Origin of the sequence: Rouxiella sp. S1S-2 (genome assembly GCF_009208105.1) — a bacterium.
Lineage (GTDB): Bacteria > Pseudomonadota > Gammaproteobacteria > Enterobacterales > Enterobacteriaceae > Rouxiella.
Genome location: NZ_WFKL01000001.1, coordinates 4848155 through 4861638, shown reverse-complemented (window position 1 = coordinate 4861638; position 13484 = coordinate 4848155). Strand labels below are relative to the sequence as shown.

The following is a 13484-nucleotide window of genomic DNA, read 5'->3' as shown; positions in this document are numbered from 1 at the left end:
ATCATGATTGCAGCGATGGTCACGGCGTGTGGATTGTGGGGAGTCAGTTGGTGTCTGGGTAAGCGCTTGTCGAGCGGGTGGGGCGTTTTGTTACCCTGCGCACTGTTGCCTCTTTTGGCATTGGCAAACATGACGCTGGAACAGCTGAAAGACCTGGTTATCCTGGCGATGCTGGCAACGCTTATCATGCTGCTCAACACCAAGCTGCGACATTACGTTTTATTGCCATCGTTTGTGGCATTGTCGGGTGGACTGGCTGCTATAGCGGTGAACTTTAATGTAATGCAGTAAGACTATGTCGGTGAATTCAGACCATACCGCTGAATCGAGAGAAATGAACCCGGCAAGTTTAATACGAAATCAACAGAGGTTGTGGGCTTGGCACTTGACGTTAATGCGGTGTTTTTTATGAAAATAAAGTTTAGAAGTACGATTTTTCGATATGATTTTAAAGCAGGTATTTGAATTTAAAGCTGAAATTCATCTGGTGCGAAGAGAGGGACTTGAACCCTCACGTCCGTAAGAACACTAACACCTGAAGCTAGCGCGTCTACCAATTCCGCCACCTTCGCACAAATGATTTCTCTTACTGCGGTACTTTTACAGCCTGGCATAGGTTATACAATCACAGTGGTGCGAAGAGAGGGACTTGAACCCTCACGTCCGTAAGAACACTAACACCTGAAGCTAGCGCGTCTACCAATTCCGCCACCTTCGCAACGTTCTGCGTTGTATTACTTTTAATGCCTGTGATTGTTTGGTGCGAAGAGAGGGACTTGAACCCTCACGTCCGTAAGAACACTAACACCTGAAGCTAGCGCGTCTACCAATTCCGCCACCTTCGCAAACCGATTCTTGGCGTATAAAATCATCTATACGACTAAGCAACCACGGGGGCGAATTCTAGAGATTTTAGCGTAGGCGTCAATAGTTATTTCCTGGAAAAGCGGCGATTGTTGTAAAAAACAGCAGTTTCACGCTAAATCACATTTTCACCGTCGCACTCGCTCGCTTATCGTTGGTTTTATGAGCGTTTATGTGCCTGCGCTAGAGACGTGCGAACAGCTCAACCAGCCAGTCCAAAAGCACCCTGACCCGTGGTGCAAGAAAACGTCCTGGTGGATACATTATGTACAGTGGCATCGGCGGCGGCTGCAGATGTGGTAATACCTCAACCAAGGTGCCTCGAGCCAAGTCCTGTTCAATCACGCGGCGTGAGGTTTGAATCAGCCCATAGCCCGCTTTCGCCGCGGCAATATAGGCATCGGCCCCACTGACCGTCAGGGCGTTATCCATTAATATCGCCTGCGACTTTTTGTTAATTATAAATTCGAGCTGTGACTCAGGTCTCTGGTGCGCAAAGAAGTAGGCCACGGCCTGATGCTGTTTCAAATCGGCCAGCGTTTGCGGTGTCCCCTTTTCTGCCAGATATCCGAGTGATGCGCAGGTGGTTTGCGCCAGCATGGCAATCGGGCGCGATTGCAAATTTTCACTTTCTGCCGGCCATGCGCGAATGACGCAGTCAACGCCCTGATGCAGCATATCGACCGCGTTGTCGTTGGCGCTGAGGGTCAGCTTTATTTGCGGATAGCGGGCGCTAAATTCTGGCAGCGCAGGCAGCACAATCTCTCGCGCCATTGAGTGCGGCATGTCGATACGAACATGACCCGCTGGCGGATTTTTAATGTCGGCGAACAGGTTGTCTGCCTCATCAAATCCCGTTAGCAATTGCAGGCAGCGTTGATAATATTGCTCACCTTCTTCAGTGATTTTTACCTGCCGCGTGGTGCGCAAAAACAGTCGTACGCCGAGGCGCTGCTCAAGATTTTTCAAGGCCGTGCTGACCGTTGCTCTGGGCAGGTCGAGGTCTTCTGCCGCGCGACTGAAACTGCCTAACTCGGTAATGCGAATGAAAATTCGCATGGCCTGAATTTGATCCACGTTATCGTCCCATTGTTTGCGATTTATGAATAGTGTTGCATGAAATGGCGTATTTATCTTTATCTGATAAACAACCAAACTTCTTTCCATCAACCGGCAAGCGAAGGAATAGAAAATGAAACAGCGTCAATTAGGTAAAAACGGCCCAATGGTATCTGCTCTGGGGCTGGGTTGCATGGGCATGAGCGAGTTCTACACCCAGGACATGGACGAGAAAGAGTCACTGGCAACGCTGGACCGTGCATTGGAATGGGGGATCACTATGCTCGATACCGCCGACGTTTATGGCCCGCACACCAACGAAGAGCTGCTGGGCAGGGCACTTCAGGGGCGTCGCGATAAAGTATTTTTGGCCACCAAGTTTGGTATCGTTCGTGACCCAGCCAACCCACAGGCCAGAGGGACAAACGGCCATCCCGATTACATTCGTCAATCGGTTGAAGGCAGCCTTAAGCGTTTAAAAACCGATGTCATCGACCTTTATTATCAGCATCGCGCCGATCCTACCGTGCCGATTGAAGAAAGCGTGGGTGCACTGTCAGATTTGGTCCGAGAAGGTAAAATTCGCTATGTCGGTATGAGTGAAATTTCGGCGGCAACGCTGGAGCGAGCACACAAAGTACATCCCATTAGCGCATTGCAAACGGAGTATTCACTGTGGAGCCGCGACGTTGAGGAAAGCATACTGCCCGCCTGTGCACGTTTGGGCATCGCCTTCGTGCCTTACAGTCCGTTAGGACGCGGATTTTTAACCGGCGCTATTCGTTCGCCGAATGATTTTGCCGAAAATGATTTCCGTAAAAATAATCCGCGTTTTCAGGGAGAGAATTTTGCGCAGAATTTGCAGCTGGCTGACAAGGTGGTAGAAATCGCCAGCAGGAAGGGTGTGAAGCCTTCTCAACTGGCGTTGGCGTGGGTATTGGCACAGGGGGATAACATTGTGCCAATACCGGGTACAAAGCGTCGTACTTATCTGGAAGAGAACATCGCCGCGCTTGATGTCATCCTGAATGAAGCCGAAATCGCGGCGATTGAGGCTGTCTTCCCGCTGCGTTCCGCCGCCGGAGATCGATATGCCCCGGAGATGATGCGCATTTTAAGCCAATCCTGATAGCCAAATCTTTCAAACTACAGATGCGTTACCCGCCTTCAGTCGCGGTCTTTCTGTCGCTTGAAATCTTTAAGCTATTAGTTCATACCCATTAACGCTTTTTCTTTTTATCATCGCGCGGCGGACGGCCACGCGTTGCCTGGTACACCTTGAAGCGGCCATTCTGGGCCAGCACTTCGTGGCTGCCAAAGGTGGCGTCAAGGAGCGCGGCATAAGGCAGGAAGGCGTTTGCCACGATGCGCAGTTTGCCACCGATATTCAGATGGTTGACTGCGCCGCGGATCAGCTGTTCTGAGGCGTGCAGGCTGGTTTGCAGGCCTTCGTGGAACGGCGGATTCGAAATAATCATGTCGAAGCGGCCTTTAATGTCGGAATAGACGTTACTGGCGATCACTTCGCCCTGCAGACCATTGGCTTCGAGGGTCGCTTTACTCGCAGCCAGCGCGGCCGCGCTCACATCACTGAGCGTTACTTTCATTTTCGGCGAATAGGTTGCCAGCACGGAGGCCAACACGCCTGAACCGCTGGCAATATCCAGCACTTTTCCTTTAACCTGTTCTTCAAAGCTGTTGATTAACAACAGGCTACCACTGTCTAAACCTTCACGGCTGAACACGCCCGGCAGGGTTTTAATGGTCACTTCTTCAACCATATACGTCTGCCACCAGTCTTCGGCGTCAAACTCGGGCTGCTTTTCAAGACTGCCGTGGTACAGGCCACAGCGGCGGGCGCTGTCAATTTTGCCAATCGGGCACAGTTCGCCCAAGATCTCTTCTGCACTACGAACGCCACTGCGGTTTTCACCGACCACAAACACGTCAATACCCACAGGCAATAGTGATAGCAGGTTAAAGAGCTGGAACTTGGCTTCCTGTTTGCTCTTCGGCCAGTAATAAATTAGCAGATCGCTAGACGCGACAAACTCGGCATCTGCCACCAGACCAAACTGCACGTCCTCTTTCATTGAGGCACTGAGCATCTGCCAGTGGTGATATTGATTGGTATGAACCCGCACGCTTTCAGCCTCGAAAGTGGCTGGCAGGTCATCTTGTAAATCGCCGGCGAACAGTACGCGGCGGCCGAGAAAATCATCGCTGTGGCGCAGTATGACTTCACTGGCCGGGGTTAATGCTGACATCAGATTAAGGCTCCTCAGGAATATGGCCCGCATTATATACACTTTATCCTCGAAGATGCAGGCTTGTTGCTGTTTGACTGTGCGAGGTTTATTGGCGCAGGTTCGATGTGTTTGCTAGCATAGCGCGCTATACGAGTCGCCAACGGGCAGGAACAAGCATGGCAACAAGACGAGACTGGCTATTACAGCAACTGGGCATTACCCAGTGGACGCTGCGTCGTCCCACGGTTTTACTGGGCGAGGTGGCCGTCCGTCTGCCCGAGCAAACGCGATTGCTGATTGTAGCGGACGTGCTGCCGCTGGAAGGTGATTTACTGGTTAATGACGTGGTCAGCAGCCTCAACCTCAGCCCGTCGCAGGTTTACAGCCTGCAAACGGCACAGGTGGCGATGCTGCCTGAGGACACGCACTGCAATACCTGGCGACTGGGTATCAGCGAACCCTTACCGGTGGCTGGTGCACAGTTATTTAGCCCGGCGCTGGCCGAGCTCTCTCAAGACGCTGGGGCAAAACGCGCGCTCTGGCAGCAGATTTGTGAAAATGAACAACATTTCTATCCTGACTCCGGCGGACCTGAATCGCGCCTTTGAGATTGAACAGGCCAGCCACGCCTTTCCCTGGAGTGAAAAAACCTTTGCCAGCAACCAGGGCGATCGTTACCTCAACTTAAAACTTGAGCAGCAGGGCAACATGGTCGGCTTTGCCATTGTGCAGACCGTATTAGACGAAGCCACGCTGTTTAACATTGCCATTGACCCTGCCTGTCAGCGTCAGGGACTGGGGCGTTTACTGCTCGAGAACGTGTTGGCCCAGCTGGAAACGCGCAACGTCTTTACCCTGTGGCTTGAGGTGCGGGCCTCCAATCGCGGGGCGATTTCACTGTATGAAAGTCTTGGTTTTAACGAAGTCTCTATTCGCCGAAATTATTATCCGGCGGCATCGGGACGGGAAGATGCCATCATTATGGCGTTGCCAATAGGTTAAAAAAAAGCGGGCTCTCGGCCCGCTTCTCATTTCTTCTTAAAAACTCAATCGCTTATTTGTGGCCGTGCATTTTGTGCTTGGTCACAAAACCCAGCGCCAGACACATCACAAATACAACGAAATACAATACGTTAGCTGTAGCCAACGCCGCGTGGGTCCCGTGGTCTCTTACGATAGGGCTCGTGACAACAAAGGTCAGCATGGTGCCAACGGTGCCGCAGGTCAGGATAAAGTTAACCAGTTTTGGCGAAGATACCTTGGTTTGCAGTGAGCCGAGCGTAATGATGGTGGTGTAAATTGCGCTGGAGACAAAGCCCAACCCGAGGATAGCGTAGGTCAGATGCGCCGGATTATCGGTAGAGATAAACAGGTACATCGCCACGGTAGCCAGCGCGGTAAGCAGTGTCACGATGCGCTGCAGGTCGAAGAAGCGCAGCACAAAGCTGAATACCCACATGCCAATCATGTAAGACAACCAGAAATCGCTGACCAGTTTGCCGGCCTGATTGATGTCCAGATTAAAGGTTTTGGTGACGTAATCCGGTACCCACTGAATGAAGCCCAGCTGGCCGAGGATGTAGCACAATGCTGCAATTGACAGGAACAGCACGCCAATTCCCCACTTTTCTTTCACTACCGGCTGATTGTCGGTTTTGCCTTTGGCGCCCAATACTGGGAATTCGGCAATCAGGGTCAGCAAAAAGATCGCCACGTACAGGATACCAATACAAGCATAAACCCAGTACCAGCCAATGCTGCGTGCCAGCAGGATGCCCGCCACGATGGGGAAGATCATTCCCGCCATGCTGAAGAACGAATCGGTAAACAGCAGACGTGAACCGCGCTGACGGCCTTCATAGATGTGGGTGATCAGGAAAGTCCCAATCGACATGGTGATGCCGCTGACTACGCCGAGAACGAACATGCACAGCGAGAATACGCTGATGCTTTTGCTCATCATCAGACCCGCAACCGCCAGAACCATCAGTACAAACCCAAAAATAAGCTGGCGTTTCAACGGGATAACTTCCATTAGCCACGCATTAAGGAAGATGGCTATCAGAATGCCTGCGTTGAGGAAGGTAAAGGTGTTACTCATGCTAGAAACAGGCAGACCGAAATACTCGGCGATATTGCCCATTACCATGCCGGTGACAATTACCAATGCCCCCGTCAGCCCGTAAGAGAAAAAGCTGATCCAGGTGAGAAGCAATCGATTACTTTTAGTCATTAAGATACATCCTTGTGATGTATAAGAGGTTAAAACACGCAAAAAAAGAGTTCAGATTGTGGCAGCTGAAGCCGCCTTGTCATGCTGTACAACTTTTATTGGCCCGATTATCCAGAAAGGAGCGGACCAGTTTTGTGATGGGACAGGTATTTTTAATGCAAGCTGTAAAGTTATGCAAAATTTATATGTGATATTAGTCACACTTTAATGAAATTAGAGTGAATTTAGCCCAAACTCAGGTCGCTGAACCGGCTCTGTGCTCCGCGTATTTTCACTCATCCGCAAGCGAATATAAAAGCATTGATTGTCTAACCCCGCCAAATCATAGAAAATAGCCGGCTATAACTTTTATTACCGCTTTGCCTGATGCCGTTCTGGCGTAAAATCAATACCGATGCAGGGCGGACAACCGCAGAAACGTGGAAAAACATGTCTCCTAGTGAATACGCCCTCGAAGTCGCCAAACGTCGCACCTTCGCCATTATCTCGCACCCCGATGCGGGTAAAACCACCATTACTGAAAAAGTGCTGTTGTTCGGACAGGCCATTCAGACCGCCGGTACGGTAAAGGGCCGTGGCTCAAACAACCACGCCAAGTCCGACTGGATGGAAATGGAAAAACAACGTGGTATCTCCATTACGACTTCCGTGATGCAGTTCCCTTACCGCCACGCGCTGGTTAACCTGCTGGATACCCCGGGACACGAAGACTTCTCTGAAGATACTTATCGTACCTTGACCGCCGTCGACTGCTGTTTGATGGTTATCGACACCGCAAAAGGCGTCGAGGATCGTACCCGTAAGCTGATGGAAGTGACACGTCTGCGCGATACGCCGATCATTACCTTCATGAACAAGCTGGACCGCGACATTCGCGACCCAATGGAAGTGATGGACGAAGTTGAGCGCGAGCTGAAAATTGCCTGCTCACCTATCACTTGGCCAATCGGCTGCGGCAAGCTGTTTAAAGGGGTTTATCACCTCTATAAAGATGAAACTTATCTTTATCAAACCGGTAAAGGCCACACCATTCAGGAAGTGCGCATTGTTAAAGGTCTGAATAACCCAGATCTCGACACGGCCATCGGTGAAGAGCTGGCGATTCAGCTGCGCGGCGAGCTGGAGCTGGTGCAGGGTGCTTCACACGAGTTTGACCACGAGGCCTTCCTCAGCGGCGATCTTACCCCAGTGTTCTTCGGTACTGCATTAGGTAACTTTGGCGTTGACCACATGCTCGACGGGCTGGTGGAGTGGGCGCCTGCGCCGATGCCGCGTAAAACTGACGTGCGTGAAGTGAAAGCTGATGATGAGAAATTTACCGGCTTCGTGTTTAAGATTCAGGCCAATATGGACCCGAAACACCGCGACCGCGTTGCCTTTATGCGCGTAGTTTCAGGTAAATATGAAAAAGGTATGAAGCTACGTCAGGTGCGTACCGGCAAAGATGTCGTCATCTCTGATGCGCTTACCTTCATGGCGGGCGATCGTTCGCACGTTGAAGAAGCTTATCCGGGTGACATCATTGGGCTGCATAACCACGGTACCATTCAGATTGGTGACACCTTTACTCAGGGTGAAAACATGAAGTTCACCGGTATCCCGAACTTTGCGCCTGAATTGTTCCGCCGCATCCGTCTGCGTGACCCGCTCAAGCAGAAACAGCTGCTTAAAGGGCTGGTTCAGCTCTCCGAAGAAGGTGCCGTGCAGGTGTTCCGTCCCCTGATTAATAACGACTTGATCGTGGGAGCGGTGGGTGTGCTGCAGTTTGAAGTCGTCGTTGCGCGTCTGAAGAGCGAATACAACGTCGAAGCGATTTACGAATCGGTTAACGTCTCAACCGCCCGCTGGGTTGAATGCTCTGACGTGAAGAAGTTCGATGATTTCCAACGTAAGTGCGAGCTTAACCTGGCGCTGGATGGCGGTGATAATCTGACCTATATCGCACCGTCAATGGTTAACCTTAACCTGACGAAAGACCGTTATCCTGAAGTGGATTTCCGTAAAACTCGCGAACATTAATCTGCTGATAACGTTTATCCATATCGCGATTCCTCCCTTAAAGACGGCCTGAGTGCCGTCTTTTTTTATGATTTTTTCCTGATAATTAATTTCATTTGGAAACTACTTTTTGCATTTTTGCCTGTTTTTTGAGCCAAAATAAGGCGAAATGCTCGGACTTATCTGTATTACAGGTTAATTCGCCATTCTTACTACAGTTTTGCTGATGGTCGGCTATATTAAATGAACGCACAACGAATGGCAGCTGGAAACGCTGGCTTTAGGAAATCAAGTAGAGAGTTGTGCTGAATTTTTTAAATTCACAGTGACGTGAACACAGTAATAAGTTTTTAAGTCGTCACGACCATGTGACGGAAAGAGCCCGAAATTTACGGGTTCCCAAACTGTTAAGGAAGAAATCGATGAAAAAGTCTAATTTTGCATACTCAATGATGGCCGTTGTTCTGGGTACTGCCCTGATGAGCGGTAGTGCACTGGCGGCAACTGCAGAAAGCACAATGAATTCTGCGGGTGCAAAAATCGATAGCTCCATGAAGAAAGTTGATGGCTACATGGGCGACAGCGCCACCACAGCTAAAGTTAAAAGTGCACTGGTAGACGACAAAGCTATCAAAAGCACTGATATCTCAGTTAAAACAGACAATGGCGTCGTGACATTGAGCGGTTTCGTCGGCTCTCAGGCCGAAGCGGAACAGGCTGTCGCGGTGGCAACCAAAGTTGAAGGCGTTAAATCCGTCAGTGATAAGCTACACACCAAAGACAGCAAGTCCCAGTCCGTTAAAGGTTATGCCGGTGATACTGCAACCACCACGTCGGTAAAAGCCAAACTGCTGGCCGATGACATCGTGCCTTCACGCATGGTGAAAGTCGAAACTACCGACGGCGTTGTTCAGCTATCAGGTACTGTTAAAACGGCTGCTCAGTCCGATCGCGCTGAAAGCGTTGCTAAAACGGTAGACGGTGTGAAAAGCGTTAAGAACGACCTTAAAGTACAGCCTTAATATTTGCTGAACGTGTTGCCCATCTTCAGGGTGGGCAACCCAGTTTTGACCGCACGACTGATGCAAAGAAGTTTACGCACCACAAGTAATGAAAAATAAGCTGACTTACGGTTTTTTTACGTGAGAAATCACTGAGTTTCCGTCCGTTTTCTTTTTTTCAAGCTATCTTTAATACTGTACTTCTTAATTTGTTATCTACAGTAATAACCGTTATTCAGGACGCATTTCATAACCGAGTGACGTACGAATATTTTAAATAGGGTAAGGAGAAGCTTATGTTTCGTTGGGGTATTATATTTCTTATCATCGCGTTAATCGCGGCAGCGTTGGGTTTCGGTGGACTGGCAGGTACAGCGGCCTGGGCTGCAAAAGTCGTGTTCGTTGTTGGTATCATTCTGTTCTTGGTCAGCTTGTTTACCGGTCGTAAACGACTCTGACGCTCGGTAGAATTTGGACAACCACAAAGACTAAAAGATAAAGTGATTTTTATCTGATATATCCCGGAGATTATTAAGGATAATTTGTTAAGGCGCAGGGAAGCAAAGGAAGAGCCTTGAGTTATCCGATGCGCGTATTACCGAAAGGGTGCGGCGTCTGGTTTACAGGAAGTAACGATTTAATCTCCGGGATTTTGCAAGAATATTACTGATCGGTGAAAGTCGGAGTATGCTCATCAAAGAGTCATTTGTTGAGGAGGCTTCGTTGGGATACAGAATTCCGGTCACGCTGGGGAACATTGAACCCTTGGCTTACAAACCCTATACGCCGGGCAAAATCGCATTAGTGTGCGAAGGCGGCGGCCAACGGGGTATCTTCACAGCAGGCGTGCTTGACGAGTTTCAACGAGCAGGCTTCAATCCCTTCGATTTACTGATCGGCACTTCTGCCGGTGCTCAAAATCTTTCTGCTTATGTCTGTGGCCAAGCCGGATATGCCCGACGGGTTATCACGCGTTACACCACAAGCCCGCAATTTTTTAATCCTCTGCGTTTTGTTCGCGGCGGACACCTCATTGATCTCGACTGGTTGGTCGACGAAACGTCAAAAAACATGCCGTTGGCGATGGAGAGTGCTGAAAAGCTGCTCATCGACGGACGGGAATTTTTGATGTGTGCCTGCCGAAGCGATGACTACGCGCCCAGCTACTTTGCCCCGACTCGCGAGAGCTGGCTGCCGGTTATCAAAGCCTCCAGCGCCATCCCCGGATTTTACCGCATGGGCGTCGACCTCGACGGTGTCAGCTATCAGGATGGTGGTATCAGCGATGCTATTCCGGTGGAAGAAGCCTATCGACGCGGAGCCGATACTATCGTGGTGATCCGCACTGTGCCCTCGGCGATGTTTTATACCCCGCAGTGGATGAAGCGCATGGAACAGTGGCTTAGTGAAAGTAGCCTGCAACAGTTGGTTCACATGGTGCAGCATCATGAAAAAAGCTATTACCGCATTCAGCAATTTATAGAAAATCCGCCGGGCGACCTGCGTATTTTCGAAATATTCCCGCCCAAGCCGCTCGCCAGTCACGCCCTCGGCAGTCGTTTACCGGCTTTGAATCAGGACTATCACCTGGGGCGTCGCTGTGCGCGTTACTTTCTGTCTATTGTTTCTCATTGGTTGCTGCCGCGTGAAAACGATCGGCCACTGCCGATTATTACCCCGCGCGTTACCAGAAGGCCAAAACCCGTGGTGCCGCCGGTTATTTCTCCAGAAATTGAGCTTCCGCTTAGCGCCGCCGCAAATCAGGCTGATTTAATTGAAGCGGGAACCCTCGTGCTTGAGCCTCTGCCGGTTGATATTTTACCGGTAGAAAAGGTGTCGACAGAGAGAGCGCCAGTTGAAAGCATCGGCGCAAGTAAAATATTAACGGATCAGGTAGCGCTGACCGATTCTCGTCGAGACAGCGGCTTTCTCCCGGCGGCAAATGCCTTTGAGCTGCCGAAAATTGAGGGTGAAGGAGACAAGCTGTGATGCGTGCATTTATTGATACCCACTGCCATTTTGATTTTCCGCCGTTTACGGGCCATGAAGCCGAGAGCCTGCGTCTGGCGGCTGAGGCCGGGGTTAATCAACTCATTTTGCCCGCTGTGGAGGCCGGTCGGTTTAATCACGTTTTACAGCTTGCCGAGACCCATCCGCCGATTTTTGCCGCCCTGGGTCTGCATCCGATTTGCATTGCCACCCACAGCGAAGCCTGTCTTGACCAGCTTGCTGAGAGCCTGGCACAGCGGCATCCGAAGCTGGTCGCTATCGGAGAAACGGGGCTGGACTTATATATGGAGACGCCGATGTTTGATAAACAGCAGCGGCTGCTTCGGGAACAGTTCAAACTGGCCAGGCAACATAACCTGCCGATGATCCTGCATTCACGCCGGTCGCACGATCCGCTTGCGGCTATGCTGCGTAAGGCGTCGTTGCCTGCTACAGGCGTCGTTCACGGTTTTGCTGGCAGTCTTTCTCAGGCACAGGCCTTCGTGCGGCTCGGATTCGCTATTGGCGTAGGCGGTACTATCACCTACGAACGTGCGCAGAAAACCCGTCAGGTGATGGCCCAACTCCCGCTTTCTTCACTGCTGTTGGAAACCGATGCCCCTGACATGCCGCTGCAGGGTTTTCAGGGGCAACCTAACAGACCTGAACGCGCCGCTCGCGTTTTTGAGGTCCTCTGCGAACTGCGTTCTGAACCTGCCGAGCAACTTGCTCAGGCACTTCTGGAAAATACACGACGCGTTTTCAATATTCCTCATGCCTAAATGCCACCATTTGTTATTTAAATAACATTAATCTCAGTGTCTTTGCCCTTTTAATAAATCAATTCCAATACTCAAGGTGTGAAATTAATCGTAAATGTTATTTAAATAACATTTACGATTGGGGTAGAATCTATGGCATGGAGAGTGTTGTCTGAATCATCGTTTGTCATGATTCAGGTATACACTTTTACTCAGTGCCCAAGTCTGAGCTTATAGCCCTTAAGTGTGATTCACCTCTCATTTTTCAGAGTAACGTTGCAATCGATTTTCATTTTGTGTGAAATACTGCACATCCTAAGTGACGAAAACCTGTTCAAATGTACTAAACAGGTAGCGATTGTGTTCGTCTGCTCGCCAAGGTGCAGGACGATTTATCGCGCAGTGACGCATAAACGTCCTCGACTGTATGCTCGGTTCTGAAGGCGTTTCAGGATTGAAAATTGTTGGAGAGTGTTATGACCGATTTAACCGCAGCAGCGCAGCGCGCGCTGAGTCTGATGGATTTAACCACCCTGAATGAAGACGATACAGACGCAAAAGTGATCGCACTTTGTCATCAGGCCAAAAGTCCGGCGGGCAACACCGCAGCCGTGTGCATTTATCCACGTTTCATTCCCATTGCGCGTAAAACACTGCGCGAACAGGGTACGCCAGACATTCGTATCGCGACGGTGACCAACTTCCCGCACGGTAACGATGACATTGAGATTGCACTGGCTGAAACTCGCGCCGCCATCGCCTACGGTGCCGATGAAGTTGACGTCGTGTTTCCGTATCGGGCGCTGATGGCCGGTAATGAACAAGTGGGCTTTGAGCTGGTCAAACAGTGTGCGCAGGCCTGTCATGAGGCTAAAATTTTGCTGAAAGTTATCATCGAAACCGGTGAGCTGAAGCAGGATTCATTAATTCGTAAAGCGTCGGAAATCGCGATTAACGCCGGTGCTGACTTTATTAAAACCTCAACCGGTAAAGTACCGGAAAACGCCACCCTTCACAGCGCCGAGCTGATGATGCGCGTGATTAACGAGCTGAACGTGGGCCAGTCTGTTGGCTTCAAACCGGCGGGTGGTGTGAAAACAGCCGAAGACGCCGCGCAGTATCTGGCGCTAGCGGACGATATTCTGGGCCGTGAGTGGGCCGATGCGCGCCACTTCCGCTTTGGTGCATCCAGCCTGTTGGCAAGCCTGTTGACCACGTTGGGTCATCAGGGGCAAAAATCCGGCAGCGGCTACTAACTTCTCCCCTTGGGCGGCGCGGGTCGTCGCCTGTGGTTCAACGGTTTGTGTGGTGATTTCCTCTCTGTTTGCAA

General features: G+C 50.6%; 13 protein-coding genes and 3 tRNA genes. 10 read left to right on the top strand and 6 right to left on the bottom strand.

Going from position 1 to position 13484, the window contains the following annotated elements:
• The first annotated feature begins 3 nt into the window (after positions 1–3).
• On the top strand, positions 4–291 hold the full coding sequence (locus GA565_RS22240) for a DUF1435 family protein (RefSeq protein WP_152200904.1): 288 nt from the start codon (positions 4–6) through the stop codon (positions 289–291).
• Positions 292–485: 194 nt separating this feature from the next.
• Here GA565_RS22240 and GA565_RS22235 read toward each other — a convergent pair.
• The 4 genes from GA565_RS22235 to GA565_RS22220 all read right to left on the bottom strand — a co-directional run bounded on the left by GA565_RS22235 (position 486) and on the right by GA565_RS22220 (position 1941).
• Positions 486–572, bottom strand: a tRNA-Leu gene (locus GA565_RS22235).
• A 59-nt stretch (positions 573–631) separates the two neighbouring features.
• Positions 632–718: transfer RNA gene (locus GA565_RS22230), tRNA-Leu, on the bottom strand.
• 40 nt (positions 719–758) lie between these two features.
• Positions 759–845 (bottom strand) — tRNA-Leu (locus tag GA565_RS22225).
• A 202-nt stretch (positions 846–1047) separates the two neighbouring features.
• Positions 1048–1941: a LysR family transcriptional regulator gene (locus GA565_RS22220; RefSeq protein ID WP_152200902.1), complete on the bottom strand. Its 894-nt coding sequence runs from the start codon at positions 1939–1941 to the stop codon at positions 1048–1050.
• Between the two features lie 115 nt (positions 1942–2056).
• On the opposite strand from GA565_RS22220, the gene GA565_RS22215 reads away from it, so the two are divergent.
• Positions 2057–3052 carry an aldo/keto reductase gene (locus GA565_RS22215; RefSeq protein WP_152200900.1) on the top strand — a complete coding sequence of 332 codons (996 nt, stop codon included), beginning with the start codon at positions 2057–2059 and terminating at the stop codon, positions 3050–3052.
• Positions 3053–3143: 91 nt separating this feature from the next.
• Here the strand turns inward: GA565_RS22215 and rsmC are convergent, their stop codons facing one another.
• Complete coding sequence (rsmC, locus tag GA565_RS22210; RefSeq protein ID WP_152200898.1) at positions 3144–4190, bottom strand: 16S rRNA (guanine(1207)-N(2))-methyltransferase RsmC; 1047 nt, start codon at positions 4188–4190, stop codon at positions 3144–3146.
• A 158-nt stretch (positions 4191–4348) separates the two neighbouring features.
• Between rsmC and GA565_RS22205 the strand changes: the two genes are divergently transcribed.
• Together GA565_RS22205 and rimI are read left to right on the top strand one after the other, a co-directional pair.
• The gene (locus tag GA565_RS22205; RefSeq protein WP_152200896.1) at positions 4349–4780 is read left to right on the top strand and encodes a DNA polymerase III subunit psi; all 432 of its coding nucleotides are present in this window, start codon (positions 4349–4351) and stop codon (positions 4778–4780) included.
• Positions 4731–5174 carry a ribosomal protein S18-alanine N-acetyltransferase gene (gene rimI / locus GA565_RS22200; protein ID WP_152200895.1) on the top strand — a complete coding sequence of 148 codons (444 nt, stop codon included), beginning with the start codon at positions 4731–4733 and terminating at the stop codon, positions 5172–5174. Before GA565_RS22205 ends, rimI begins: the two co-directional genes overlap by 50 nt.
• A 52-nt stretch (positions 5175–5226) precedes the next feature.
• On the opposite strand, the gene tsgA is transcribed toward rimI, so the two are convergent.
• On the bottom strand, positions 5227–6405 hold the full coding sequence (gene tsgA / locus GA565_RS22195; RefSeq protein WP_055774631.1) for an MFS transporter TsgA: 1179 nt from the start codon (positions 6403–6405) through the stop codon (positions 5227–5229).
• Between the two features lie 429 nt (positions 6406–6834).
• Between tsgA and prfC the strand changes: the two genes are divergently transcribed.
• From prfC to deoC, 6 genes are all read left to right on the top strand, one after another.
• A complete protein-coding gene (prfC, locus tag GA565_RS22190) occupies positions 6835–8424 on the top strand; it encodes a peptide chain release factor 3 (RefSeq protein ID WP_152200893.1) in 1590 nt (529 codons plus the stop codon).
• Between the two features lie 401 nt (positions 8425–8825).
• A complete protein-coding gene (gene osmY, locus GA565_RS22185; protein WP_055774636.1) occupies positions 8826–9425 on the top strand; it encodes a molecular chaperone OsmY in 600 nt (199 codons plus the stop codon).
• A 275-nt stretch (positions 9426–9700) separates the two neighbouring features.
• Entirely contained in the window at positions 9701–9862 is a 162-nt protein-coding gene (locus GA565_RS22180; RefSeq protein ID WP_017493275.1) for a DUF1328 domain-containing protein, read from the top strand.
• Positions 9863–10091: 229 nt separating this feature from the next.
• A complete protein-coding gene (locus GA565_RS22175; RefSeq protein ID WP_226951010.1) occupies positions 10092–11393 on the top strand; it encodes a patatin family protein in 1302 nt (433 codons plus the stop codon).
• Entirely contained in the window at positions 11393–12175 is a 783-nt protein-coding gene (locus tag GA565_RS22170; RefSeq protein ID WP_193311951.1) for a TatD family hydrolase, read from the top strand. Before GA565_RS22175 ends, GA565_RS22170 begins: the two co-directional genes overlap by 1 nt.
• Before the next feature lie 455 nt (positions 12176–12630).
• Positions 12631–13410: a deoxyribose-phosphate aldolase gene (gene deoC, locus GA565_RS22165; RefSeq protein WP_152200888.1), complete on the top strand. Its 780-nt coding sequence runs from the start codon at positions 12631–12633 to the stop codon at positions 13408–13410.
• Positions 13411–13484: the final 74 nt, after the last annotated feature.

Excerpts from the sequence above, each read along its gene's own strand:
- GA565_RS22240 (WP_152200904.1), top strand. The coding sequence starts at position 4 with ATGATTGCAGCGATGGTCACGGCGTGTGGATTGTGGGGAGTCAGTTGG.
- GA565_RS22215 (WP_152200900.1), top strand. The coding sequence starts at position 2,057 with ATGAAACAGCGTCAATTAGGTAAAAACGGCCCAATGGTATCTGCTCTG.
- rsmC (WP_152200898.1), bottom strand. The coding sequence starts at position 4,190 with ATGTCAGCATTAACCCCGGCCAGTGAAGTCATACTGCGCCACAGCGAT.
- GA565_RS22205 (WP_152200896.1), top strand. The coding sequence starts at position 4,349 with ATGGCAACAAGACGAGACTGGCTATTACAGCAACTGGGCATTACCCAG.
- rimI (WP_152200895.1), top strand. The coding sequence starts at position 4,731 with ATGAACAACATTTCTATCCTGACTCCGGCGGACCTGAATCGCGCCTTT.
- tsgA (WP_055774631.1), bottom strand. The coding sequence starts at position 6,405 with ATGACTAAAAGTAATCGATTGCTTCTCACCTGGATCAGCTTTTTCTCT.
- prfC (WP_152200893.1), top strand. The coding sequence starts at position 6,835 with ATGTCTCCTAGTGAATACGCCCTCGAAGTCGCCAAACGTCGCACCTTC.
- osmY (WP_055774636.1), top strand. The coding sequence starts at position 8,826 with ATGAAAAAGTCTAATTTTGCATACTCAATGATGGCCGTTGTTCTGGGT.
- GA565_RS22180 (WP_017493275.1), top strand. The coding sequence starts at position 9,701 with ATGTTTCGTTGGGGTATTATATTTCTTATCATCGCGTTAATCGCGGCA.
- GA565_RS22175 (WP_226951010.1), top strand. The coding sequence starts at position 10,092 with ATGCTCATCAAAGAGTCATTTGTTGAGGAGGCTTCGTTGGGATACAGA.
- GA565_RS22170 (WP_193311951.1), top strand. The coding sequence starts at position 11,393 with ATGCGTGCATTTATTGATACCCACTGCCATTTTGATTTTCCGCCGTTT.
- deoC (WP_152200888.1), top strand. The coding sequence starts at position 12,631 with ATGACCGATTTAACCGCAGCAGCGCAGCGCGCGCTGAGTCTGATGGAT.